Here is a 25,519-nt window from a genome sequence, read left to right as displayed (position 1 = left end):
TCAGCTCAAAACCTATAGCTCAGCACTACAATAAGCTACATAAACCATAATTTACCTGTTTTATCTCATTTTGAACAGTGCAATTTATGAATGCTCTAATGATTTTTACCAAAAGACTAATAAAATCAAACAATCATTCTTAGATTTTTTTTTGCGTGGCTAGCCTTTTTTGTTACTTTCCTGCAATTAAGCCATCTCCCCATCAAAGCACTTACGATAACATCATTATTGTTTGAGAATTGTATCTATTGTGAGATAAATTCTCACTCTTGATACCTAATCTTTACAAAGGCATAAGCCATTCTTAACTTATTACCATTGCATTATCACCACTACTCTTACATAGTTATACATTCAAAGACATTTCATCCATCTCTAGATGGACTAAAATACAGCACAACACCAACAATGTTTCCATACCTTATAAGGAAGCTGCATCATGACACACTCCCCTCATCAAAACACACCCGATCCGGAAGACTACATCCCCTCCTTCCGCCGTCGAAAATTGGACACATCCGGTTTTATGAAAAAACTCGGACGCTTTGCCGGCCGCCTGGGCAAACCTGTCGTCCGACAGCTTTATGCACTTTATTACCTTTGGGAATCCGAACACACGCCCAAACGGGCTAAAATGATTATTGTCGGTGCACTGGTTTATTTTCTAAGCCCTATCGACAGCATTCCCGACCTTTTGATTCCATTTGGCTTCAGTGATGACATTGCCGTCATTGCTTTGGTTTATTCCCAAATGAAAAACTACCTGACCGAAGATATTCAAGAAAAAGCCCGCCAAGCGGCTGACAAGCTGTTTGGTTCTTAATTGGATACAATTCGACTACACATATATAAATATGAGAAGAAGGCCGTCTGAATATTCAGACGGCCTTCTCGGTTTATGACTTTTTATTTCAAAGGCTGCATACCCATAACTTCCATCAGGAAGTTGGTAAACGCAGGATTGCTTGGTTTGGTATCCATGTTTTTCCAACGTTGTTGCCAACCGCGCAAAGCACCTTGGATGTACTGTTTGGATTGCTCGGTAGTAATCTCACCACGTTGGCTGTCAACGGCAGAACGCAGATAAACTTCGTACATACTGTCATCGACGGAGTTGCGTCCCACTTGTTGGATACGGAAGCGGTTCAAATATTGGGCGGCCTGAACTTTGGTCAGACTACCTTGGCTCACTTGGGTACTCAAGCGACGTGCTTCATCATGAATCTTGGAAACATCTGCCCAATGCGAAGGAGCTAAATGATAACCGGTAGCTGAAACTTGTGAATCAGCCTTAGGTTTCTTAACGTTGGTTGGTCGAACTGGCACTTCTTTCAATGTTGGAACATAAATCGATTCACAACCGGCAAGTGCCGCCACAGCAAGGATAGGAAGAATGTATTTTTTCATAATGCGCATTATAAGCATGATTCGTTAAAGAAACCAACTTTTGAATAATGGTATTCAAAGCTCATTAACTGAATTACAACAGATTTCATACGATATCTCAAGCCCATACGCAAAAAAGGCCGTCTGAAAACGGCCTTTTAACGACAATCCTATATTATGCCAAATCGGCAAACAGAGGTGTAGAAAGATAGCGTTCGCCATACGATGGCAACAAGACAACAATCAGCTTGCCTTCGTTTTCAGGTTTTTTAGCCAGTTGCAATGCGCTCCATACCGCAGCACCGGAAGAAATACCTACCAAAATGCCTTCTTTTTCAGCCATAGCGCGCGCAGTTTCAAACGCTGCTTCGTTAGGTACTTTGACAATACTGTCGTAAACAGTAGTATTCAAAACGCTAGGGATAAAGCCTGCGCCCAAACCTTGAATCGGATGTGGGCCTTTTTCGCCACCACTCAATACCGGAGAAGCTTCAGGCTCGACAGCCACGATTTGAACTTCGGGTTTGTGTTTTTTCAATACTTCACCCACGCCGGTAATCGTACCGCCCGTACCCACGCCGGCCACGAAAATATCCACTTTACCGTCTGTATCGCGCCAAATCTCTTCGGCAGTGGTTTTGCGGTGAACTTCAGGATTAGCCTCGTTATCAAATTGGCGCGGCATAAAGTAAGTATCTGGATGTTCGTCCACCAAAGACTGGGCTTTAGCGATAGCGCCTGCCATGCCTTCAGCAGCAGGAGTCAAAATCAATTCTGCACCAAACGCACGCAACAGCATTTTGCGTTCTTTACTCATGCTTTCAGGCATGGTGATGGCCAATTTATAACCGCGGGCCGCGCACACCATGGCCAAACCGATACCGGTATTGCCACTAGTTGCCTCGACGATAACGGTATCTTTATTGATTTTACCGGCTTGCTCGGCCGCTTCAATCATAGATTCGGCAATACGGTCTTTCACGCTGCTGCCCGGATTAAAGAATTCAAGTTTAACGACGATTTGCGCTTTTAAACCTTCGGTCAGGCGGTTCAGTTTCACCAAAGGTGTGTTGCCGATCAGCTCGGTAATATTATTTGCAATTTTCATTTCCTGCTCCTGATTTAGATGTAATACAGCCTGCATATTAAACTCAGGCCGTCTGAAAAACCAATATCGAAAATTTCTTTCTTTATAACTTTTGGTTCAAGCGCGGTCAATATCCACTGCGCTCAAAAATCAATGCAACGGCAACCACAGCCTGCATCACGACGGCAACCATCCAGCCTGCCCACATCTGCCGCATACTGAAAAGAGAGGCAGGCTGCTTGCAAACAACCACTCTGTGCAGATAAAACACCAACATCAGGACGCCCTGCAATGCAAACCAATAAATAGGTTTCAAAGCATAAATTTTCAGCAAGGCCGCCCATGCAAAAACCGCGCCTGCTAATGGCAAGATGAAATAAACCACGCCTGCCAAGAAAATAAAAGCCAAAGTCATGACGACATTGGAAACCGCAAATAAGGTCAAACCGGCATATTCGCCTGCCGACCAAAACTTTTTGTCTTCCGTTTTACTGCAATCGTCAATAAAGAAGAAAATACTGGCGGCGGTCAGGTAAAAATGAGGGATGAACAAAGGGCCTGTATGCGTAAAGCCCCACATTCCGGGCAACAATTGCGCGCCCAGTGCCGAAATCCCCAGCCACAACAACACCGCAGCCCAAAGCCATTGAAACCGCTGCGCGCGAAAAATAAACGCCAACGATACCGCAGCATACGCAATGGCACACCAAAAATCCAAAGAAACCATCATGAATACTGCAACTCGCCTTCAAAAACGGTTTCCGCAGGGCCGGTCATTTGCACATCGCCACCTTCTTCCCAACTGATAAACAATTCGCCGCCAGGCAAAGTAACACGCACAGGCGCACCCGCTTTCAGCAAGCCATTGCGCAAGCCTGCCACCACGGCCGCACACGCTCCAGTGCCGCAAGCCTGAGTTTCCCCCACCCCGCGTTCAAACACGCGCAGGCGGACTGACAATTCATCTTCAACCTGCAAAAAGCCGACATTGACCCGTTCAGGAAACTGCTCGTGCGATTCAATAGCGCCGCCCCAATATTCCACCGGCGCAGTCTCAACATCATCAACCAAAATCACCGCATGCGGATTACCCATATTCACACAGCTTACCGGTACAGACTCCAAACCGACCAAGACAATATGTGTCAGCGCATCTTCATTTTCACCATGTGCAGGCACAAACGGAATTTCAGACGGCATGAAACGCGGTTTACCCATATTGACGGTAACCAAACCGTTATCCAACAGCTTCGGTACAATAATCCCTTTGGCCGTTTCGACCAAAATTTCCGTTTTATCCGTCAAACCCTTATCCGCGACAAAACGCGCAAAACAACGCGCTCCATTGCCGCACTGCTCTACTTCCCGACCATCGGCATTGAAAATGCGGTACCGAAAATCGACCGCATCAGAAGAAGGCTTCTCCACTACCAAAAACTGATCAAAACCCACGCCGCGATAGCGGTCTGCCCATTGTGCAAGCGGCGCAGCCAATGGATCAAAGTCCTGTTCGATGGCATTGACCACCATAAAATCATTGCCCAAGCCGTGCATCTTCGTAAATTTCAAAGTTTTCATTATTCATTCACATTCTTATTAAATCATTATTTCGGCACATTCTACACCAGAATGATATATTCGTTTCTATCTTGTTTTTCAGACGGCCTTGCGCCCTTTTACCAATACTAACACCAGCCACCCCGCAAAAATACTATACTTCCCACATTACAAACATTTCTTATTACAAGGATACACATTATGAAAAAAGTTCTCTTACCTGCCCTTTTGGTCGCTTCACTCAGCGCATGTACAGTCGGCACACCCGGCGTTTCCGTCGGCTTAGGTGTCGGCACCAGCATCGGCCGCCACGTTGGCTTGGGTACATCCATCAACATCCCTGTCGGCTTGGACAAAACCAAAACCACCAAAGGCACGGATTCAGACGGCATCCGTATCTCAGAAGAACAAATCGTGACCTATTTTGATGCACACGGCACACCCAGCAACAGTGCAGTCAAAGGCGGTTTCCATCGCCAACTGATCAGCAAACGCAACAACGAATATGTCGTGCAAGACTTTTACAGCGACAACAGCCAAAAACGCACGGACCCCTACGTCCTCAGCCGCAACCAACTGATGCAGTTCCGTGCCACGCCAAGTAACGGCTCGTTAACCACTTACGCTTACAACGGCACGGTGATGCAGCAACAAGTATTCCAAAACGGCAAATTGGTTAACGCCAAATACTAAAGGCCGTCTGAAACGGCTGGGGAGTATGTGAAACTTGATTACAAAATATTTTTAACATTCAAACATTTGAAATATTTTGCACCATTTTCTTGAAAATATGGATTGACACATTTTTTCCAGCCATTATAATACGCCCCATTCCCCGATAGCTCAGTCGGTAGAGCGACGGACTGTTAATCCGCAGGTCCCTGGTTCGAGCCCAGGTCGGGGAGCCAAATTTCAAAAGCCTGAACTGCTGTTCAGGCTTTTTTACATCAATCAGGAACGATTGTTCTTTCCCAAAGAAAGCCCATGAGTCCTCATAATAAAAAAGGCCGTCTGAAACCCAAATCTGGCTTCAGACGGCCTTTTATTTATTTTTAAATCAACGGAAGAAATCGCCCATACCGGCAGGCAGGCCTTGGGTGAATGCACCCATGGTTTTGTTGGTGGTTTCTTCGGCTTTTTCAGAAGCGGCATTAATGGCGGCCAATACCAAATCTTCCAGCATTTCTTTGTCGTCAGCGGCTTCTTGAATCAAATCAGGGCTGATTTCAAGTTTGCGGACAACATGCGAACACGTCATCACAACTTTCACCAAACCATTGCCTGCTTCACCTTCAACTTCGGTTTCAGCCAGCTTGGCTTGTGCCTTTTTCATGTTTTCCTGCATTTGTTGAGCCTGTTTCATCAGGCCGCCTAATCCGGCTTTTCCGAACATGTTTTACTCCTATGGGTTTGAATAAATGGGTTTCACTCATGCCGTCTGAAAAACGCTATTGCCTTTCAGACGGCCTTGTATATCAGTATTTTAAGAATGTCCTGCCAACTCTAAAGAATCCGGCAGCCATTGCGCTTCAAAGGTTTGCAAGATTTTCTGCGCCGTTGTATCCGCTTCCAGCAAATCTTGCGCCTGCTGCCGCCCTTCTTCTTGAATACGTTTGCGGCGCATCACCGGCGTTTCCCAGCCTTTATCATCCTGCCAAGGCTCAGTTTGCAGCCTTAAATTACCAAGATGGTATGCCTCGCTCAACGTCTGGCAGATTTTGTCCAAGCGCTCTTTATTGGCAGTAGCTTTGGCCTCATCCGTCAACGACAGCATGATTAAACCTGCTTCCGCATCATAACTCGTCCATGCCGCATTTTGCGCTAACATCTGCGCCGCGCCTAATTTACGGGCAAAGCGTTCGATAATGCTGTGCCAATTCTCAGTTTTAAACTCAGGCAAAGGAGCGAACTGAAGCTCTTCTTCATCTCCCTCCTCTTCTTCAGACACAACCGGCTGTGGTACTTCCATCACATCAGCATGATGCGAATCTTCATATGTATATGCTTCATCAAAATACGGAGGCGGAATTTCCTCATCCATGTGCGGATATTCTTCCAGCTCAGGGGCCGTCTGAACTTTTGCAACAGGCAATGGCTCCGCAGCTTCTTGCTTCTGCGCCGCTTGAATTTGAGGCGGCTCAGCCGATACTTGGCTCGGCATGTCTTCCCAAGGCGGTACATCCGTCTGTTGTTGAGCAGACTGAATAGTTTCTTCAGACAGCCTTTCAACGATATCCTGTTTGCTCGGAACAACCCCTTTCTCAACCGCCGGTGCTGCTATCAGCTCAGATTTCGGCAGCTGAAAAGGCTTTTTTTCGGCCTCAGCTTTCTGATGGTCGGAATGCAAATCCGTGTGTTCAATCTGACTTTGTGTATCACAGCCCGAAGCAGCCAACGGCGCAAATGCAAGCATGCGCAAAAGCGTCATGACAAAACCGGCATATTCGTCCGGAGCCAGCGGCAAATCCTGTTTGCCATGAATAGCACATTGATAATAAAGCTGAATTTGCTCGCCACTCAAAGCCTGACTTAATCGCAGCAAGGTTTCACGTTCAGGGTCGTCATTTGCCAAGGCGGAAGGAATGGTTTGAATCAAAGCCAAACGTTGCAACAGCATGGCCAATTCTGCCAATGCGCTGTCAAAACCAATCGCTCTGGTGGACATTTCCTGAGCTTTTTCCAGCAAGGCCTCACCGTTTTGATTGATGATTCCTTCAAGCAATTCAAACAAGTATTGTTTATCGACCACTCCGATCATCTGGCGGACATCTTGTTCGGCAACCTTACCCGAACCCATGGCAATCGCCTGATCTAAAAGGCTCAACGCATCGCGCATCGAGCCGGCGGCGGCACGGCCTAAAAGTTGCAAAGCCTGTGGCTGATAAGGAACGTTTTCACGATCCAGGACATGCGCCAAATGCTCCGCAACCTGCTGCGTTGTCATGTTGCGCAAAACAAACTGCAGACAGCGGCTCAATACGGTAATGGGGACTTTGTGCGGATCGGTGGTCGCCAAAATAAATTTAACGTGTTCAGGAGGTTCTTCCAAAGTCTTCAGCATGGCATTGAATGCGCTTTTGGAAAGCATATGCACTTCGTCGATGATATAGACTTTGTATTTACCCGCAGTCGGCGCGTATTGTGCGTTTTCCAACACTTCGCGGATATTGTCGATACCGGTATTCGATGCCGCGTCGATTTCCAATAAATCCACATAACGGCCGCTGTCGATTTGCGTACAGCTTTCACACTGACCGCATGGTTCGCCATGCACGGCATTTTCGCAGTTCAAACTCTTGGCCAAAATCCTAGCAATCGTGGTTTTACCCACACCGCGCGTCCCTGTCAGCAGATAGGCATGGTGCAGACGGCCTTCGTCCAGCGCGTTGCGCAGGGCTTTGACGACGTGTTCCTGACCGACCAAATCGGCAAAGGTTTTCGGACGCCATTTTCGTGCAAGAACTTGATAAGCCATGTTGTTTCTCTACGGGAAATAAATCGGAAGGCCGTCTGAAAAGAATTATCCGCTCTTCAGACGGCCTCAGAAAATGGCATATATTCTAGCATTTTTTTGATTTTTATTAAGGATTTTCTATCAAACCGACAGCGACAGCATGTCATTGCAATGTTAGAATGCTACATAAATGATAAGTAATTTGAAGTTTGAAACATCATGTCCGAAATCATACTACGCAACCAATCAGCCACTATGCAAGTAAATACAATGGGCGGATATATTGATTCCCTGATTCTAAAAGGATGGGAAGTCTTATTTCCGAAAACCAGCGTTCAAGTAGGCGATGACACAAAATTACGCGGCGGCATGCACGTCTGCCTACCTCAATTCGGACCTGACAGCAAAAATCATCTGGCCCAACATGGTTTCGGCAGAACTTCAGACTGGGAAATCCGCCATCAAAATGAATCAGATATCGGCTTAAAATTAATCAGCACAGAAAAAGGCTATGAACACGTCGAATGGTTGCTCGATTACAGTCTGCCTAACGAAAATGAAGCCATCGCCATCCTAACTGTCTGCAATTACGGCGAATCACCCATCCGCACGTCTCCGGGATTCCACCCCTACTTTACCGCCGCAGGTACACAATTTGATTTCAACGGCGCGCCATACGATGCCGACTATATCTCCCATACCGAATTTGTTTCCTCCGACCAGGATGCACACGTTGCATTTAACGGCTTGAAACTGGATATCCGCACCCACAATCTGCCTGTGTATGCCCTTTGGAGCGATCGAAACGGCCAATATACTTGTGCCGAGCCAACCGCAGAAGGCAATGCGTTTTTATCCCCTGCCCGAGGAGGACAGTTTGTTTCAGGACACAGCAAAAAACGTTACGCCATGAAAATCAGACTGATGGCTTAACCCCCTTACAAATCCTCAATATTTAAAAACCACCCCGGAGGGTGGTTTTCTTATGGCTTACAGGCCATTGTTATTGATTGCATTCGCAATATCGCGTACCGCTGTTACATACATGCGACTGTGGTTGTATTGCCATACTGTGTAGAAGTTATTCAGGCCCAAATAGTATTCAAATACGCCCGGGCTGGTTTCCAAAGCATACAATACTGCCTTTTCATTATCGGCAACAGCAGCTTGAGGCACGACACCCAAAGCTTTGAAATCTGCGACAGTGCGCGTCAAGGCAGTTTTCTCATCGATAATCGCCTGCAAGTGCGGAGTAATCGTCAGACTGACCGGCACAACCATCTTACCGCTGGTCTGCCAGCCATGCTGTTTCATATAATTGGCGACAGAAGCCGCCACATCGCCGACATTATTCCAAATATCACGATGCCCGTCACCATCATAGTCCACCGCCCATTTACGGTAGCTGGAAGGCATAAATTGCGGCATGCCCATCGCGCCGGCATAGCTGCCTTTGAAGTCAAAGATATTTTCTTTTTCTTCTTTTGCCATCAGCAAAAGTTCGCTCAATTCGTTTTGGAAGAACTCGGCACGGCGTGGATAATCAAAGGCCAATGTACTCAAGGCATCGGCAACGCGGAAGCTACCCGTATTTTTGCCGTAATTGGTTTCGATACCGAGAATCGCCACAATCAATTCGGCAGGTACGCCGTATTTGCGTGCCACATCATCGATTACGGCACGGTTTGCCGCATAGAATTGTCTGCCGCCGTTAAATTTGGCTGCACCAGAGTTACCGGTGCGGAATTCATACCAAGGACGCGAAGTGCTTGGGCGGTACATAATGGTAATAATGTTGCCTTTATACACCACGCCATTAAAGAAATTGCGCAACTCTTCCGCACTGAAACGGCGGTTTTTTACTTCATATTGGATAAACTGCTGAACATTGACGTTCTCATTAAAACCGCTGCTGGCAACAGATTCAGCCGCTGCATCAAATACAGGGCGTTTTGCAGAAGAAACAGGCTCAACAGGTTTCGCTGTATCGACAGCAGGCTTTTGCGGGGTACTACATGAAGCTAGAGCCAAAGCAGCCAGACCCATCCCAAAGATTTTGATTTTATTCATAAATAATCTCTTTATTAAATACTATGATAAATCCGAATACGAAAGAATATTCGTCCAACACATCATCTCTCTATGCCAACTGCCATCTTTTTAATCAGCCAAAAAATATAGAAACTCGGTACCTATTTGCTTCGACTCAAGCACATAGACAAGGCCGTCTGAAATCCAAGGAAACCCTTGATTTTCAGACGGCCTTGAATGAATCAATTACTCAGCGGCTGCAACAACAGCAACGGTAATTTTAGCAACAGCGTCAGTGTGCAGAGCCACTTCAACTTCGTATTCGCCAACAGCTTTCAATGGGCCGTTAGGCAGACGTACGTTTGCTTTAGCAGCTTGGATACCGGCAGCAACAATTGCTTCAGCGATGTCAGCATTGGTAACAGAGCCGAACAGACGACCATCAACACCGGCTTTTTGAGCAACAGTAATGGTTTGGCCTTCCAGTTTTTCTTGACGTGCTTTAGCATCAGCCAAGATTTCAGCTTGTTTGGCTTCCAATTCAGCGCGGCGTGCTTCGAATTCTTTCATGTTGGCTTCGGTTGCACGTTTTGCTTTACCGGCAGGGATCAGGAAGTTGCGTGCGTAACCGTTTTTAACGGTTACGATGTCACCCAAGTTACCCAGACCGCCGATTTTTTCTAACAGAATAATTTGCATGATTTAAACTCCAAAATTATTTGTGTTGATCGGTGTAAGGCAACAGAGCCAGGAAACGGGCACGTTTCACAGCAGTAGCCAACTGACGTTGGTAGTGTGCTTTAGTACCAGTAATGCGGGCAGGGATGATTTTGCCGTTTTCAGAGATGAAGTCTTTCAACAAATCAACTTGTTTGTAATCAACTTCTTGGATTTTTTCAGCCGTAAAGCGGCAGAATTTTCTACGTTTGAATGATTGACGAGCCATTGTCGTTTAACCTTTATATTCTTTAATGTTCTGTATGCGTAGTACCGGCTTGGGGAAGCGTTGGCTGCGTTGCGCCAAAAATCCTTCCGACTCGATGACGGCATCTTGCCGATACTGCCATTCCTCAGCCTGCTTACCTAAAATCCGCGCAGGAATTTCAAATTTGACCAGACATTTCTGTCCGTTTTCTTCCTGCCAAGATTCATGTTGCAACACAACATCTAAAACAGGAATTCCTGCCGGCGTGTATCTCAAAGGCTGAACCTGTAAGATACGGGCGGTAAGCTTAATCAGATTGTTCAATCTTATTCGGCTGCTGCAACTTCTTCAGCTGCACCGTTCAGCAAATTTTTTGCTTTTTCGCCGCCCAACATTGGAGAAGCTTCAGTTACAGCGTGTTTTGTTTTGATGGTCAGGTGACGCAGTACGGCATCATTGAAGCGGAAAGCAGTTTCCAGCTCTTCAACCACTTCAGGAGTAGTTTCGATATTCATCAAAACATAATGTGCTTTGTGGATTTTGTTGATTGGGTAAGCCAATTGACGACGGCCCCAGTCTTCCAAACGGTGGATTTTACCGCTGGCTTCAGTAATCATGGTTTTGTAACGCTCAACCATAGCAGGCACTTGCTCGCTTTGATCAGGATGAACGATAAACACGATCTCGTAATGACGCATGTTATCTCCTTATGGATGATTAAAAACAGCCTTTCACCATGCGAAGTAAAAGGCAAGGCAAAGAGGCTGAATTTTATCCGCATTTCTTAAAAAATACAAGTCCGGATTCAAAATCCACTTTCTTTTCAATTAAAAAACAACAATAGGCCTTATGGTTATTTCCTAGCAAACCACTCAACTATCTGCCAAAAATCTGCTAAAATCTGCCCCATCCTAATAAATACAGCATCAGAAGGCACACAATCATGGCTCTTTTGCAGATTTCAGAACCCGGCATGTCCGCCGCCCCCCATCAACACCGCCTCGCCGTAGGCATTGATTTAGGCACAACCAACAGCTTGGTTGCCACAGTCCGCAGCGGCAGCGCAGTCTGCCTGCCTGATTCAGACGGCCGCGCCACCCTGCCTTCGGTTGTCCGTTATTTGGATGGCGAAGTTGAAGTCGGCAAAAACGCCCTTTCTGCCCAAAAAACCGATCCGCTAAATACAGTCAGCTCTGCCAAACGCCTGATCGGCCGCACCCTTACCGACCTCGCACAAGAGGCGCAATACCTGCCCTATCGATTTACACCCAATGAGCGCGTGGTCGAGTTAAACACCCGTCAAGGTGCAAAAACGCCTATCGAAGTATCGGCTGAAATCCTCAAAGCCCTTAAATCGCGTGCCGAAGAAACATTAGGCGGCGATTTGGTCGGTGCCGTCATTACCGTACCTGCCTATTTCGACGATGCCCAACGTCAAGCCACCAAAGATGCCGCACGCTTGGCAGGCTTGAATGTATTGCGCCTCCTCAACGAGCCGACCGCCGCCGCAATCGCCTACGGACTGGACAACGCTTCAGAAGGCACGTTTGTCGTTTACGACCTGGGCGGTGGTACATTCGACGTATCAGTATTGCAACTGACCAAAGGATTGTTTGAAGTTAAAGCCACCGGCGGCAACAGCGCATTGGGCGGCGATGACTTCGACCATCGTTTGTTCTGCTACCTGCTCGAACAAAACGACCTTTCCAAACTCAACGAACAAGACAGCCAACTTCTGCTTTCCCTTGTCCGTACCGCCAAAGAAAAACTGACCACTCAAACCGAAGCCGTCATCGAAACCACACTTTCAGACGGCCATAAAGTTCATACCGTCATTACCCGCCAAGAGTTTCACAATCTGACCCAAAATCTGGTACAAAAAACCATCGAGCCCGTCAAACAGGCTTTGAAAGACGCAGGCGTAACCAAGGCAGATGTCAAAGGCGTGATTATGGTTGGCGGCTCTACCCGCATGTTGCACGTTCAACAAGCAGTTGCCACATTCTTTGGCCAAACCCCGCTGAACAACCTCAATCCTGACGAAGTGGTTGCACTCGGTGCCGCCATACAAGCAAACGTCCTTGCCGGCAACAAAACCGACGGCGAATGGCTACTGCTTGACGTTACACCTTTATCGCTTGGTCTGGAAACCTACGGCGGTCTTGCCGAGAAAATCATTCCTCGCAACTCTACCATTCCTACCGCGCGTGCGCAGGACTTTACCACTTTCAAAGACGGTCAAACTGCCATGACGATACACGTCGTTCAAGGCGAGCGCGAACTCGTTTCCGACTGCCGCAGCCTTGCCAAATTTACCCTGCGCGGTATTCCGCCCATGGCAGCAGGCGCAGCGCGTATCCGCGTGACCTTCCAAGTTGATGCCGACGGTTTGCTGTCCGTTTCCGCACAAGAACAAAGCACCGGCGTACAGGCGCAAATCGAAGTCAAACCTTCCTACGGCTTGGACGACGGCACCATTACCCAAATGCTCAAAGACAGCATGAGCAACGCTGCCGAAGACATGGCCGCACGCGCACGCGCCGAAGCCGTAGTCGAAGCCGAAAGCCTGACCGACGCCGTCAACGCAGCCCTTGAGTTAGACAGAGATTTGTTGGAAGCCGAAGAATTGCAACAGATTCAACAAGACATCGCCAACTTGCAAGGCCGTCTGAAAGACGGCAAAGCCGAAGACATCCGTGCCGCCGTCACCAAGCTCAGCCACAGCACCGACAACTTCGCCGCCAAACGCATGAACCGCAACATCCAACGCGCATTGACAGGACAAAGCGTTGATAATATTTGACGGCAAATGGTTTCAGGCGGCCTTTGATAAAAAGGCCGTCTGAAAAGATATCTTCATACAGAAATAAAAATAAAGGACAACAATGGAAAAAGCAGGCATTGTCTACCTGATGAAAACCGTCATCAAAGGCGTATATAAAATTGGTATTACTGACGAAAATAATTTTGAAACTAGAATGCGCCATTTGGAAAACAACGGCTACGCAAACGTTGCCGGGTTAGAACGCATTCTAGCCATTAAAACCGACAACTATAAAGAAAAAGAAACCTTACTTCATGAAATTTTCGGCAAAAGCCAAATAGGAGAAACTGAGCTTTTTGCAATTGATGAAAATCTTGCGAAAAGGCTTTTTCTCTCATTAAGAGGCGAAATTGTATTTCCTAAAAATGAAATAGCAGAGTTAGGTTTTGAAAAAACCGTCGAAGAACATCATCAAGAAAAAATCTTTGAAGTAAACAGAAGTGCATTTATCGACTTTATCAAGGAAAAGCACCAACAAAATCCTTCCATATTAAGAAATCTCATCTCTTCAGAAAATGCATATAAACCCAAAAATTCCAAAGTCCGTTTATATAAAGACGAATACTTTGGGACAAGTGGTTCAAAGCTAACTACTGAAATTGAAGAAGGTCTTCACATTTATACTACCTACTCAAAAAAGGATTTGAAGATAGCTTACGAAGATTACTCAAAATTATTTGAATCACAATGAGACTCTGGCACCAAACCCTTATCCCCCTACTCCCCCGCGCCCAGCTTTTGGGGCAACACCGTGAATGCGCTGCTTTACGCGGAGCGGGCTGGGGCAGGCCGCATGCGACGGTTAATTACGTTTTTACCCATTCGCCTAACAAGCTCTATCTTTATCACACGCTGATTATGGAAGAAATGGAAAAACGCGGCTACAAACCCGACCCGTTGTGGAAAGACCCGCTGTACCGCGGCAAAGCCGTTGCCCCATACCATTCGCACGCGGCTGAAACAGCTACTTCGCCGATTTATGCCGAACATGATGATGCTTACTTGGACGAATGTCTGGAAAATTTAAAAAGTAAAGGCATCATGTTATAAACCTATTTTTCAGACGGCCTGAATATTGAATATCCAAGGCCATCTGAAACCACTTTAACCACAACCACTCTTAAACAACCGAGACAATAAAAATGCCAAAAATTACCGTACTCCCACACGCGACATTATGCCCTGAAGGCGCGGTTATCGAAGACGCGCCGGAAGGCCAAACCGTCCTTGACGTGCTGCTCGACCACGACATCGAAGTCGATCACGCCTGCGAAAAATCCTGCGCCTGCACCACTTGCCACGTCATCATCCGCAAAGGTTTTGACAGCTTAGAAGAGCCGACCGAATTGGAAGAAGACCTGCTCGACCAGGCATGGGGCTTGGAAGCCGATTCACGCTTGAGCTGTCAGGCAGTCGTTGCCGATGAAGATTTGGTCGTAGAAATTCCCAAATATACGATCAACCATGCACGTGAAGACCACTAGAACAAGGCTTAATGAAAAAGGCCGTCTGAAAACCATGAATTTGTGGTTTCAGACGGCCTTTTGGTTATGCAGCAAACTATTTGATATGAGGAAAAATAAAACGCATACGCGAAATCTGCATGGAAGCCACCTTCTGCGTAGCTGAATAATTTTCAATTTTTTCTTGCATTCTGATTTGATGCACATTGTCGTTATAACGGGGAGCCGTGTTTTGAGATTTGTTTACTGTCGGCAGTTCAGCCTCTGCCTTCAACGCTTCCTCCGCCTCAATGGCCGAAAGTGCAGCCTCATCCCTTACCAAACCGAAACGCTCGATAATGGCAGTGGCTTCATCTATATAATGAGATTTGTCCGTGCCATTTTCCAACACCGTATCTTCAAGCACGACCGACAAATGCTTGCCGCAATTTTCGATACGCTCTGCGATACGCGAATAAACCATCCAACGTTTCAACCTCAACGCGCCTGCATCGTCATTGGGTGAAGCGGCATCCAGTTTAATCAAACCATAATGCTTGCCGTAATACAGACGGAACACCAGCTGCTTCAAACCTTCTGTTTCGTCCAGCATCCGATAAAATTCGCGAACCAACAACAGCAAACGGTCAAATGCGCCTGCTTTAGACAGATACTCCGGATCATCGGAAGCAAGCGCGTAAATCAGTTTGGACAGCTTGGCGTTGAGTGCGTTATTCATCTTTTTTTCCTTTTATTTTTAAGCGATGGATTTTCTTAAGAGCCATTCCAAAAAATTTGGTTGCATAACAAAGTGTAAATTTTGTATGAAAACCAAATCATACAAAGCGGAATAGAAAGTATAAAACGGCAGATTGCCGTGAATTTTAAGTGTCTTGCCGTATTTTAACGCAACTATGCTATTTTGTTAAAAAATAGCGCCATCATTTATCTGCCCATCTTCCGTAAAACAATCTGGCAGTCCGACTTCTTCTTGATTAAAATAATTACTAATAGCCCAAACCCAATAAAGGAACACCTCATGAAATGGACAGATACCCAACGCATCGCCGAAGAACTCTACGACTTACACGGCGACAGCATCGATCCGAAAACCGTACGTTTTACCCAACTGCGTGATTTGATTATGGCTTTGCCTGAATTTGACGATAATCCGGCGCGTTGCGGCGAGCGTATTCTCGAAGCCGTGCAACAAGCGTGGATAGATGAAGCAGAATAATCTTTCCCCCCTTCCCTATCAAACAAGACCTCAGGCAGTTTTTCAGACGGCCTGAGGTCTTTATTAAATCTATTCATACAATTTCGGAAAATTTCGAAATTGACTCATACCAACCTCAAATTTATTATGCAACCTGACAACAAATAAAAGATATGCAGAAGGTGCATAACCATGAATCACGCTCGAGAAATCGCCGCTTTAAACAACAGCCTTTCTGATTTGAAAGGCGACATCAATGTTTCGTTCGAATTTTTCCCGCCGAAAAACGAACAAATGGAAACCATGCTGTGGGATTCCATCCATCGCCTGCAAACCTTGCATCCGAAATTCGTTTCCGTAACCTATGGTGCAAACTCCGGCGAACGCGACCGCACACACAGCATCGTCAAACGCATCAAACAAGAAACCGGCCTTGACGCCGCCCCCCACCTGACCGGTATCGACGCCAGCCCTGACGAGTTGCGCCAAATCGCCAAAGATTATTGGGACAGCGGTATCCGCCGCATTGTCGCCCTGCGTGGCGACGAGCCGCCCGGCTACGAGAAAAAACCTTTCTATGCCGAAGATTTGGTCAAACTGTTGCGCTCCGTTGCCGACTTTGACATTTCCGTAGCGGCCTATCCAGAGGTGCACCCGGAAGCCAAATCCGCACAAGCCGACTTGATCAATCTGAAACGCAAAATCGATGCGGGTGCAAACCACGTTATTACCCAATTCTTCTTCGACGTGGAAAGCTATCTGCGCTTCCGCGACCGTTGCGTGATGATGGGCATTGACGTTGAAATCGTTCCCGGCATCCTGCCTGTAACCAATTTCAAACAATTGACCAAAATGGCCCAAGTGACCAACGTCAAAATCCCAAGCTGGCTGTCTAAAATGTACGAAGGTTTGGATGACGACCAAGGCACGCGCAACCTTGTTGCCGCCAGCATCGCCATCGACATGGTCAAAGTCCTCTCGCGCGAAGGTGTCAAAGACTTCCACTTCTACACCCTCAACCGCAGCGAACTGACTTACGCCATCTGCCATATTTTGGGTGTGCGCCCCCGTTAATAAAACAGACGGCCTCCCCATTCTGATTTACAATATCGAACATTCAGGCCATACCGGCCTGATTCAAAATTCCAACTAGGAGAGTTAACATGACAACATTGCATTTTTCAGGCTTCCCGCGCGTCGGTGCCTTCCGCGAATTGAAATTCGCACAAGAAAAATACTGGCGCAAAGAAATCAGCGAGCAAGAATTGCTGGCTGTTGCTAAAGACTTGCGCGAGAAAAACTGGAAACACCAAGCTGCTGCCAACGCTGATTACGTTGCTGTAGGCGATTTCACTTTCTACGACCACATCCTCGACCTGCAAGTTGCCACCGGTGCCATCCCTGCCCGTTTCGGATTCGACAGCCAAAACCTGTCTTTGGAACAATTCTTCCAACTGGCCCGTGGTAACAAAGACCAATTCGCTATCGAAATGACCAAATGGTTCGACACCAACTACCACTACTTGGTGCCTGAATTCCACGCCGATACCGAATTTAAAGCCAACGCCAAACACTACGTTCAACAACTGCAAGAAGCCCAAGCTTTGGGCCTGAAAGCCAAACCGACCGTTGTTGGTCCGTTGACTTTCCTGTGGGTTGGTAAAGAAAAAGGCGCTGTCGAATTCGACCGTCTGAGCCTGCTGCCTAAACTGTTGCCTGTTTACGTTGAAATCCTGACTGCCTTGGTTGAAGCCGGTGCCGAGTGGATTCAAATCGACGAACCTGCTTTGACTGTCGACCTGCCTAAAGAATGGGTAGAAGCATACAAAGACGTTTACGCTACTTTGAGCAAAGTAAGCGCCAAAATCCTGTTGAGCACTTACTTCGGTTCTGTTGCCGAGCACGCTGCTTTGCTGAAATCCCTGCCTGTTGACGGCCTGCACATCGACTTGGTACGCGCTCCTGAACAGCTGGACGCATTTGCCGACTACGACAAAGTTCTGTCTGCCGGCGTTATCGACGGCCGCAATATTTGGCGCGCCAACCTGAACAAAGTTTTGGAAACTGTTGAGCCTCTGCAAGCCAAACTGGGCGACCGTTTGTGGATCTCCAGCTCTTGCTCTCTGCTGCATACTCCATTTGACTTGTCAGTTGAAGAAAAACTGAAAGCCAACAAACCTGACCTGTACTCTTGGTTGGCATTCACCCTGCAAAAAACCCAAGAATTGCGCGTTCTAAAAGCCGCATTGAACGAAGGTCGTGATTCTGTTGCCGAAGAACTGGCCGCCAGCCAAGCTGCTGCCGACTCACGCGCCAACAGCAGCGAAATCCACCGTGCAGACGTTGCCAAACGCCTGGCCGATTTGCCTGCCAACGCAGACCAACGCAAATCTCCATTTGCCGACCGTATCAAAGCGCAACAAGCATGGTTGAACCTGCCTCTGCTGCCGACTACCAACATCGGTTCTTTCCCGCAAACTACCGAAATCCGCCAAGCACGTGCAGCCTTCAAAAAAGGCGAACTGTCTGCCGCCGATTACGAAGCCGCGATGAAAAAAGAAATCGCCTTGGTGGTTGAAGAGCAAGAAAAACTGGACTTAGACGTACTTGTACACGGCGAAGCCGAGCGTAACGACATGGTTGAATACTTCGGCGAACTGTTGAGCGGTTTTGCATTCACCCAATACGGCTGGGTACAAAGCTACGGCTCACGTTGCGTTAAACCACCTATCATCTTCGGTGACGTCAGCCGTCCTGAAGCCATGACTGTCGCTTGGTCTACTTACGCACAAAGCCTGACCAAACGCCCGATGAAAGGTATGTTGACCGGCCCTGTAACCATTCTGCAATGGTCTTTCGTCCGCAACGATATTCCTCGCGCTACCGTGTGCAAACAAATCGCACTGGCTTTGAACGACGAAGTATTGGATCTGGAAAAAGCCGGCATCAAAGTCATCCAAATTGACGAACCTGCCATCCGCGAAGGTCTGCCTTTGAAACGTGCCGATTGGGACGCCTACCTGAACTGGGCCGGTGAATCTTTCCGCCTGTCCTCTACCGGTTGCGAAGACAGCACCCAAATCCACACTCATATGTGCTACTCTGAATTCAACGACATCCTGCCTGCTATCGCCGCTATGGACGCTGACGTCATCACCATCGAAACTTCACGTTCCGACATGGAGCTCTTGACTGCATTCGGCGAATTCAAATACCCGAACGACATCGGTCCAGGTGTTTACGACATCCACAGCCCTCGCGTACCGACTGAAGCTGAAGTTGAGCACCTGTTGCGCAAAGCCATCGAGGTTGTACCGGTTGAACGCCTGTGGGTTAACCCAGACTGCGGCCTGAAAACACGTGGCTGGAAAGAAACTCTGGAACAACTCCAAGTAATGATGAACGTAACCCACAAACTGCGTGCCGAACTGGCTAAATAATGTGAGTTAGATTAAAAGGCCGTCTGAAAATTTTCAGACGGCCTTTTTTTATTTATCGATATTTACGGCTTCAACAACTTACAAAATCCCTGTCGTTGTATGATGTTCTTCTACTCCTGATGTATACACGTTCTTAGTATGGTGATACACAGTCTCTTTAGTCGTTTCAACAATATGGTTGGCTTCTGACAAGATATCGCTCAATGCAACTTTACTGCCGGTCGTATTCACCTTTTTCAGTGCTGCGCCATTATGGCTATTGCCTTCAGAATACGTTTTGATGTCGTTTTCAAAGCGTAGCCATGAATCATACAGTTCGCCTTTAATGTCCGTCATGATTTTATTATTGGCTACATTTAAAGATGCCTTGCCCTTAGGGTTGGTACTGTGTACGTCTACCAAAGCATCATTCAGGGCACCACCAAGTTTCAATGTGTTATTGGTGATGTTGTACTCTTTGGCATTGCTTTTCAAATAAGCAAATTCAACATAGCCGTCAGATTTTTCACGCACGGAAATTTTGTTGTTGTGAATTGTCACCGCACCATGCATCGCGACATTGCCATGGTGTTCTTCCACATAAACCGGTACTGCGCCTTTCATGATCTTACCGATATCGGAATCGTTGCCGCTGATGGTAATGGTACCGCTGCCAATGCCGTTTTTAGATAAAACGCGGTCGTAGGTATCGTTGATGACGGCAATTAGATATTTGGTGGATTCACCGCTGATCTTGTTGTTTGCCATATTGAGCGTGTAATCCATTTTGCTTTCATGGTTACGGAACTCAATCGCGTAGGTCTGAATATTGTTTTGATAAACCGTCAGATTTTTAATGACATTATTGCTGATATCGAAATAGCCTTTATCAGCCGAGTGCAAATCTTTGTATTGGGTATTGGTTTGCACCTGAATCCCTGAATACATGTGGTAGTACTTGCTCAAGTCATCATCAACATTCAAACGGAAGCTCGGGTCTTGGATAATGGTATTGCCGGTAATTTTGACTTTATCCATAGAAAACTGGCGGTTGTAGGCAACAATACCATACAGCCTATCACCCGTTAACACATTGTCTTCAATGACAATGCCTGTACCATCATGCACATCCAAGCCTTTGCGGTAGTTGTGGTCGGTCGTGTTTTTACGGTATGTGATGCCGTAATTGTAGCTGCCCGCAGCAACAGCCATACCGTAGCCGGTACCGCCGTCTGCTTCGTGGCCGTTCCAATCCAAACGGTTTCCCTCGCCGATAAAGTTTTGTTGGAAACCGATCAGCGCACCGGCAACGCGGTTATGGTGCAGATACGAATCGACAATACGGTTGTTTTCACCCAAAGGCAGCGCTTCATATTTTTCATCAATTTCACCGTTTTGTACGCGTGCTTTAAAAGTCAGCTTTTGACCTTTTTCCGTTTCCAAAGAAGCGGTCGACGTAAACATCACACCAGCACGATTGGCACCGGAAACCTCTACTTTACTGATTAAAGTATTGTCCGCATCGTTTACCAAAATGCCGTTTACCTTGCCAAAATAGCTTAAGCCTTTGCGGTAAAAATCAGGGTTGGTATATTGAACCGACAAGTCGGCAATGGTTTTATTGTTTTGTCCATCAACCAAAATACCGGCAAATTGACGAATATCGTCATGGTTGGTATCCGGATTGAACACACCTGTCTGCGCTTTATCAAACGTTACCTTGGTTTTACCCATCCCCGATCCAAACAAACCGCGCGCACCGGAAACAGTTTTATCCATCACAATCTGGTTGGAAATATAGTAAGTCCCATCCAAGAAGACCATAGCTTTTTCTTTATGAGCTGCCTCTAAAGCCGCTTTAAATGCCTGAAGGCTGTCTTTTTTACCCTGCGCATCGGCACCAAAATCATTCACACGAACATAATTACCATACTCTTTAGATTGATACACGCGGTATTTTCCAGAGACACCTGCCCTGTTTTCGGTATGATCGTCAATTTTGTTTTCTTTGACTGAACTGAGGTGGCTATCGTGACTCATGGCTGTTTTTTTGCCGGAAGAAACGCTCACGACTTTGTTATGGCCGTCTGAATCGTTCAAAATCTTTTTATGCACAATTTCGACTGTTTTTTTTCCTTCGGCAATTCTGTCTTCTGCCTCTTTTTCTTTGCGGGCAGCGTCTTGTTTGGCTTTACGCTCTGCAATCGCTTTTTCGACTGCTGCTTTATGCGCTTCTTTTGCATGCTCGACGGCGTTTGCTTTGGCTGTGGCGGCTTCGGCTATTTTTTTTGCTTTAGCCTCTTCGTATTTTTTTTGCTTTTCAGCCAAAATTTTTTCCATCGATTGATTAACCGGTTTGTTTACCGGCTCTTTTGAAACAACCTGTTTGTCCGTTACTTTAGACGCAATGGTATTTTTACCAGAAACGCTACTTGCAGAAGCAACACTGGCCCGTACGACACGCATTTTTGTTACAACGCCGTCTGAAGATGATGAGGTACTGTTCAATCTTGCCGCCTCAGCCACATGAACCGCATCTCTCGTTACAGTATTTTTACCGCTTAATTGCTTGGGTTCAGGAAAAACAGACGGACTTCCCCCAAAATTTTGGGTGTGTATCCATTCTTTTAGAGGAGAAGATGATTCGGAAGTGGTTTCAGGAGTTGAGGAGCCTTGACGGATATGGGTACGGCCAAGAGGGGCAAGTTTATGTGACATAATCAGCGTATTTCCTTGTATCAAATATCGTCCTTTCCCACCGCACAAGCGTGCAACAAAAAAGTTCGATGAATAAAGAGGTAAGACGGATTCTGTCGTAACAGCAATTGCCTGTATAAAGGCCAAACTGAAGCTGGCCACTTTGAGAAAATCGGCAGCGTTTCCCCTTCTGCCGATTTTCTGATTGAAAACGGTAATGGTGTTTGGACAGAACCCTTGGATGGCTTTTATAGGCAATCTGCCCGCGTACCATATATCCGGTTATTTTTGACGGAAAATGTATCAGAGTCCCTTTTTAATTGATTAGTTCATCCAAAGTTAAGTTATTTTTGATTTTTATAGCAAAATAAAAATGGTTTTATCTTGCATTGTTTTCTTTTTTGGCGTGACAGAGTTAATCCCGCGAAGCCAAAAAGGAGGGGAATTCTAACACAATATGTTTTTAGCATTCCCCATTTAACTAAATTTACAAAATATACAAAATAAATATCTATAAATGTTTTTAACTTCATCGAAAAATCAATAAAATTCGATATTTTCAATGTGTATTTTTACAACATAATTGCGCATTATATACCGATTATCTTAAAATGCTACCGTTTGTTTGTAAAATTTAGCATTTTATTATTTGTCTTCCCTCTCTAAAAACCAATAAAAAAGGCCGTCTGAAAAAATATTTCAGACGGCCTTTTTTATTGAATGCGTTCTATTTAACAAACTTCGACCAACCAGCCATGTTTGTCTTCTGCCAAACCGTATTGAATGTCGGTAATCGCCTTACGGATTGTATAACCGCGCTCTTGGCTCTTCACTTCAATTTCTTTACCATCAATCACGAAAGAAGTTACCGGAGAAATAACCGCAGCCGTACCGGTCAGAATCGCTTCCGCACCATTCTCAATCGCGGCTTTCAGCTCGTCGACAGTAAAGTTGCGCTCGGTAACGGTGTAGCCCAAATCTTTGGCAACAGTCAGTACAGAATCGCGGGTAACGCCGTGCAGGAATTCGTCTGTCAACGGTTTGGTAATGATTTCATCGCCGTTAATCAGGATAAAGTTAGACGCGCCGGTTTCCTGAACGTCGCCATTCGGGCAGAACAACACTTGGTTTGCACCGTGCTCTGCTTTGGCTTTCAACACCCAAGGCATGGCTGAAGCATAGTTGCCGCCGCATTTCACACGGCCCATATGTGGAGCGCAACGGATATGTTCGGTTTCCACCAAGATTTTAACGGGCGAACCGGCTTTGAAATAGTCGCCGACAGGAGAAGCCAAAATGTACAGCAAGGCTGTTTCGGAAGGAGAACCAGCTTTGCCGATCACAGGATCGGTACCGATCAAAGTCGGACGCAGGTACAACGCGGCTGGCGCATCAGGAATTTCTTCGGCAGAGCGTTTGACCAATTCAATCAAAGCATCCAAATAAGCCTCAGTCTCAGGGCGCGGCAGGTGCAGAATATCCGCACTTTGCTGCATACGCGCGATGTTGGCGGTCGGGCGGAACATCACGATTTTGCCGTTTGCCTGACGGAATGCCTTCAAGCCCTCAAAACATTCGCTGCCGTAATGCAAAGCATGCGCGCCTGGGGCGATTGTCAGGTCTGTGGAAGATTGCCACTCTACCGGCTGCCATTTACCTTCACGATAAGCGATAACGGGCATTTCAGCGTGAAAAACGCTGCCGAATACGGCTGGAACTGGTCTGCTCATGATGATTGCCTTTCTTATTCTGATTTGTAAGATAATAATTAAAGACTGAACAATACGCCTTTCAATATGGGTTTGACAAGTACCCGTCAGCATTAAAGATTCCGTCCCCCTGCCGTCTGAAACATGCCGTCCTATCCGAAATCCGGCAAATCGTTTAAACTGATACCATTTTTCAGACGGCCTGCCCCAACCGCAGCCAACCCGGAGTAACCCATGAAACTCATCTCTACCATCATCAAAATCCTGATTCTTCTTGTTTTCCTCCTGCTGGCCATCACCAATACCCACACCGTATCCTTCTTCTACCTGCCCGGCCAAAACGTCAATCTGCCGCTGATTGTCGTGCTTTTCGGCGCCTTTATTATCGGCATCGTGTTCGGTATGTTTGCCCTCTTCGGCCGTCTGCTGACCCTGCGCAGCGAAAACAACCGCCTGCGTGCCGAAGTGAAAAAATACGCCCACCTTTCCGAAAAAGACCTGACCCCGGTCAAAACCGAAACACCGGCAACGACTTCCGAAACCACTCCCAAAGCGTAACGCCACCAATCAATAAAGGAATACCATGGACAACGAATTGTGGGTCATCTTACTGCCCATCGTCCTCCTCCCCGTTTTCTTCGCTATGGGCTGGTTTGCCGCGCGCGTCGATATGAAGACCGTCCTGAAACAGGCCAAAAGCATACCGGCAGGGTTTTACAAAAGCCTTGATGCCCTTGTTGACCGCAACAGCGGCCGTGCCGCGCGAGAATTGGCGGAAGTAATCGACCAGCAGCCGCAGTCATACGACTTAAACCTGACCCTAGGCAAGCTCTACCGCCAACGCGGCGAAAACGACAAAGCCATCAATATGCACCGCGCCCTGCTCGATTCGCCCGACACAGTCAACGAAAAACGCGCGCGCGTGCTTTTTGAATTGGCGCAAAACTACCAAAGCGCAGGCTTGGTTGACCGTGCCGAACAAATCTTCCTCGGCTTGCAGGAAGGCGATATGGCACGCGAAGCCCGCCAACACCTTTTGAGCATCTACCAACAAGACCGCGACTGGGAAAAAGCCATCGAAATGGCGCAGCTCTTGAGCCATGACGAACAGACCTACCAGTTTGAAATCGCCCAGTTCTATTGCGAAATCGCCCAAGCCGCGCTGTTCAAATCCAACTTCGACGCCGCCCGCTACAACATCGGCAAAGCACTCGAAGCCAACAAAAAATGTACGCGCGCCAACATCATCCTCGGCGACATCGAATACCGTCAGGGTAACTTCCCTGCCGCAGTGGAAGCGTATTCCGCCATCGAGCAGCAAAACCACGCCTATTTGAGCATGGTGGGCGAGAAACTCTATGAAGCCTATGCTGCGCAAGGCAAACAGGAAGAAGGCCTCAACCGCCTCATCGGCTATATGCAAACCTTTCCCGATCTTGACCTGATCAACGTCATCTACGAAAAGGCTCTGCTGCTCAAAGGCGAAACCGAAGCGGCGCAAATCGCTGTCGAACTCGTCCGCCAAAAACCCGACCTCAACGGCGTGTACCGCCTGCTTGGCTTGAAACTCAGCAGTATGAATCCGGAATGGAAAGCCGATACCGATATGATTCGTTCCATTATCGGCCGCCAGCTGCAAAAAAGCGTCATGTACCGCTGCCGCAACTGCCACTTCAAATCCCAAGTCTTCTTCTGGCACTGCCCTGCCTGCAACAAATGGCAAACCTTTACGCCGAATAAAATCGAGATTTAATAAAGCGTTAAGCATCAAA

The 25,519-nt window shown here is 47.0% G+C and carries 26 protein-coding genes and 1 tRNA gene; 13 read left to right on the top strand and 14 right to left on the bottom strand.

Annotated features, from left to right (window positions below):
* Positions 1-439 precede the first annotated feature (439 nt).
* The gene (locus tag HMPREF2560_RS08975) at positions 440-823 is read left to right on the top strand and encodes a YkvA family protein (protein WP_070608056.1); all 384 of its coding nucleotides are present in this window, start codon (positions 440-442) and stop codon (positions 821-823) included.
* A gap of 83 nt (positions 824-906) precedes the next feature.
* On the opposite strand, the gene HMPREF2560_RS08970 is transcribed toward HMPREF2560_RS08975, so the two are convergent.
* From HMPREF2560_RS08970 to dapF, 4 genes are all read right to left on the bottom strand, one after another.
* Complete coding sequence (locus HMPREF2560_RS08970) at positions 907-1,416, bottom strand: membrane lipoprotein lipid attachment site-containing protein (RefSeq protein WP_049344413.1); 510 nt, start codon at positions 1,414-1,416, stop codon at positions 907-909.
* A 145-nt stretch (positions 1,417-1,561) separates the two neighbouring features.
* Positions 1,562-2,494: a cysteine synthase A gene (cysK, locus tag HMPREF2560_RS08965; protein ID WP_141748418.1), complete on the bottom strand. Its 933-nt coding sequence runs from the start codon at positions 2,492-2,494 to the stop codon at positions 1,562-1,564.
* 106 nt (positions 2,495-2,600) lie between these two features.
* Entirely contained in the window at positions 2,601-3,203 is a 603-nt protein-coding gene (locus tag HMPREF2560_RS08960) for a hypothetical protein (RefSeq protein ID WP_070608058.1), read from the bottom strand.
* A complete protein-coding gene (gene dapF, locus HMPREF2560_RS08955; protein ID WP_070608059.1) occupies positions 3,200-4,051 on the bottom strand; it encodes a diaminopimelate epimerase in 852 nt (283 codons plus the stop codon). The genes HMPREF2560_RS08960 and dapF overlap by 4 nt, the downstream gene beginning before the upstream one ends.
* Positions 4,052-4,231: 180 nt before the next feature.
* On the opposite strand from dapF, the gene HMPREF2560_RS08950 reads away from it, so the two are divergent.
* Positions 4,232-4,723: a NemA protein gene (locus HMPREF2560_RS08950; RefSeq protein WP_070608060.1), complete on the top strand. Its 492-nt coding sequence runs from the start codon at positions 4,232-4,234 to the stop codon at positions 4,721-4,723.
* Between the two features lie 139 nt (positions 4,724-4,862).
* A tRNA-Asn gene (locus HMPREF2560_RS08945) sits at positions 4,863-4,938 on the top strand.
* 149 nt (positions 4,939-5,087) lie between these two features.
* Here HMPREF2560_RS08945 and HMPREF2560_RS08940 read toward each other — a convergent pair.
* Both HMPREF2560_RS08940 and dnaX read right to left on the bottom strand, forming a co-directional pair.
* Positions 5,088-5,423 carry a YbaB/EbfC family nucleoid-associated protein gene (locus HMPREF2560_RS08940; RefSeq protein WP_003678854.1) on the bottom strand — a complete coding sequence of 112 codons (336 nt, stop codon included), beginning with the start codon at positions 5,421-5,423 and terminating at the stop codon, positions 5,088-5,090.
* 90 nt (positions 5,424-5,513) lie between these two features.
* The gene (gene dnaX / locus HMPREF2560_RS08935; RefSeq protein ID WP_070873830.1) at positions 5,514-7,505 is read right to left on the bottom strand and encodes a DNA polymerase III subunit gamma/tau; all 1,992 of its coding nucleotides are present in this window, start codon (positions 7,503-7,505) and stop codon (positions 5,514-5,516) included.
* Positions 7,506-7,703: 198 nt separating this feature from the next.
* On the opposite strand from dnaX, the gene HMPREF2560_RS08930 reads away from it, so the two are divergent.
* Positions 7,704-8,417, top strand: a complete 714-nt coding sequence (locus HMPREF2560_RS08930; protein ID WP_070873829.1) for an aldose epimerase family protein — start codon at positions 7,704-7,706, stop codon at positions 8,415-8,417.
* A gap of 57 nt (positions 8,418-8,474) precedes the next feature.
* Here HMPREF2560_RS08930 and mltB read toward each other — a convergent pair whose 3' ends face one another.
* The 5 genes from mltB to rpsF all read right to left on the bottom strand — a co-directional run bounded on the left by mltB (position 8,475) and on the right by rpsF (position 11,138).
* Positions 8,475-9,554: a lytic murein transglycosylase B gene (gene mltB / locus HMPREF2560_RS08925; RefSeq protein ID WP_070873828.1), complete on the bottom strand. Its 1,080-nt coding sequence runs from the start codon at positions 9,552-9,554 to the stop codon at positions 8,475-8,477.
* A gap of 207 nt (positions 9,555-9,761) precedes the next feature.
* Complete coding sequence (rplI, locus tag HMPREF2560_RS08920; RefSeq protein WP_003678862.1) at positions 9,762-10,214, bottom strand: 50S ribosomal protein L9; 453 nt, start codon at positions 10,212-10,214, stop codon at positions 9,762-9,764.
* A gap of 16 nt (positions 10,215-10,230) precedes the next feature.
* The gene (gene rpsR / locus HMPREF2560_RS08915) at positions 10,231-10,461 is read right to left on the bottom strand and encodes a 30S ribosomal protein S18 (RefSeq protein ID WP_003678863.1); all 231 of its coding nucleotides are present in this window, start codon (positions 10,459-10,461) and stop codon (positions 10,231-10,233) included.
* A gap of 6 nt (positions 10,462-10,467) precedes the next feature.
* Positions 10,468-10,770, bottom strand: a complete 303-nt coding sequence (priB, locus tag HMPREF2560_RS08910; protein ID WP_191620531.1) for a primosomal replication protein N — start codon at positions 10,768-10,770, stop codon at positions 10,468-10,470.
* Positions 10,767-11,138, bottom strand: coding sequence for a 30S ribosomal protein S6 (gene rpsF / locus HMPREF2560_RS08905; RefSeq protein ID WP_003686150.1), 372 nt, complete (start codon positions 11,136-11,138; stop codon positions 10,767-10,769). Before rpsF ends, priB begins: the two co-directional genes overlap by 4 nt.
* 245 nt (positions 11,139-11,383) lie before the next feature.
* Here rpsF and hscA point away from each other — a divergent pair, with 245 nt between their 5' ends.
* From hscA to fdx, 4 genes are all read left to right on the top strand, one after another.
* Entirely contained in the window at positions 11,384-13,243 is a 1,860-nt protein-coding gene (hscA, locus tag HMPREF2560_RS08900) for a Fe-S protein assembly chaperone HscA (RefSeq protein ID WP_070461315.1), read from the top strand.
* 82 nt (positions 13,244-13,325) lie between these two features.
* A complete protein-coding gene (locus HMPREF2560_RS08895) occupies positions 13,326-13,955 on the top strand; it encodes a GIY-YIG nuclease family protein (RefSeq protein ID WP_070873827.1) in 630 nt (209 codons plus the stop codon).
* Positions 13,952-14,314, top strand: a complete 363-nt coding sequence (locus HMPREF2560_RS08890) for a TIGR02328 family protein (protein ID WP_070608066.1) — start codon at positions 13,952-13,954, stop codon at positions 14,312-14,314. Before HMPREF2560_RS08895 ends, HMPREF2560_RS08890 begins: the two co-directional genes overlap by 4 nt.
* Positions 14,315-14,406: 92 nt before the next feature.
* Positions 14,407-14,748 carry an ISC system 2Fe-2S type ferredoxin gene (gene fdx, locus HMPREF2560_RS08885; RefSeq protein ID WP_003686005.1) on the top strand — a complete coding sequence of 114 codons (342 nt, stop codon included), beginning with the start codon at positions 14,407-14,409 and terminating at the stop codon, positions 14,746-14,748.
* 76 nt (positions 14,749-14,824) lie between these two features.
* Here the strand turns inward: fdx and HMPREF2560_RS08880 are convergent, their stop codons facing one another.
* Entirely contained in the window at positions 14,825-15,445 is a 621-nt protein-coding gene (locus HMPREF2560_RS08880) for a hypothetical protein (RefSeq protein ID WP_070608067.1), read from the bottom strand.
* A gap of 300 nt (positions 15,446-15,745) precedes the next feature.
* On the opposite strand from HMPREF2560_RS08880, the gene iscX reads away from it, so the two are divergent.
* From iscX to metE, 3 genes are all read left to right on the top strand, one after another.
* Positions 15,746-15,943, top strand: coding sequence for a Fe-S cluster assembly protein IscX (iscX, locus tag HMPREF2560_RS08875; protein WP_070608068.1), 198 nt, complete (start codon positions 15,746-15,748; stop codon positions 15,941-15,943).
* Positions 15,944-16,114: 171 nt separating this feature from the next.
* Complete coding sequence (gene metF / locus HMPREF2560_RS08870) at positions 16,115-16,996, top strand: methylenetetrahydrofolate reductase (protein WP_049323818.1); 882 nt, start codon at positions 16,115-16,117, stop codon at positions 16,994-16,996.
* Between the two features lie 89 nt (positions 16,997-17,085).
* On the top strand, positions 17,086-19,362 hold the full coding sequence (gene metE / locus HMPREF2560_RS08865; protein ID WP_070873826.1) for a 5-methyltetrahydropteroyltriglutamate--homocysteine S-methyltransferase: 2,277 nt from the start codon (positions 17,086-17,088) through the stop codon (positions 19,360-19,362).
* A gap of 78 nt (positions 19,363-19,440) precedes the next feature.
* On the opposite strand, the gene HMPREF2560_RS08860 is transcribed toward metE, so the two are convergent.
* The gene (locus HMPREF2560_RS08860; protein ID WP_349267279.1) at positions 19,441-22,059 is read right to left on the bottom strand and encodes a right-handed parallel beta-helix repeat-containing protein; all 2,619 of its coding nucleotides are present in this window, start codon (positions 22,057-22,059) and stop codon (positions 19,441-19,443) included.
* A gap of 710 nt (positions 22,060-22,769) precedes the next feature.
* Positions 22,770-23,768, bottom strand: coding sequence for a branched-chain-amino-acid transaminase (ilvE, locus tag HMPREF2560_RS08850; protein WP_070873825.1), 999 nt, complete (start codon positions 23,766-23,768; stop codon positions 22,770-22,772).
* Positions 23,769-23,981: 213 nt separating this feature from the next.
* Between ilvE and HMPREF2560_RS08845 the strand changes: the two genes are divergently transcribed.
* Together HMPREF2560_RS08845 and lapB are read left to right on the top strand one after the other, a co-directional pair.
* Positions 23,982-24,305 (top strand): LapA family protein, encoded by a 324-nt coding sequence (locus HMPREF2560_RS08845; RefSeq protein ID WP_070873824.1) that lies wholly within the window; start codon positions 23,982-23,984, stop codon positions 24,303-24,305.
* A gap of 25 nt (positions 24,306-24,330) precedes the next feature.
* Positions 24,331-25,500 carry a lipopolysaccharide assembly protein LapB gene (lapB, locus tag HMPREF2560_RS08840; protein ID WP_003684462.1) on the top strand — a complete coding sequence of 390 codons (1,170 nt, stop codon included), beginning with the start codon at positions 24,331-24,333 and terminating at the stop codon, positions 25,498-25,500.
* Positions 25,501-25,519 lie beyond the last annotated feature (19 nt).

This window comes from Neisseria sp. HMSC078H04 (genome assembly GCF_001838135.1).
Taxonomy (GTDB): Bacteria; Pseudomonadota; Gammaproteobacteria; order Burkholderiales; family Neisseriaceae; genus Neisseria.
Note: the sequence above shows the minus strand (reverse complement) of the source record. Positions and strands in the feature narration are given on the sequence as shown.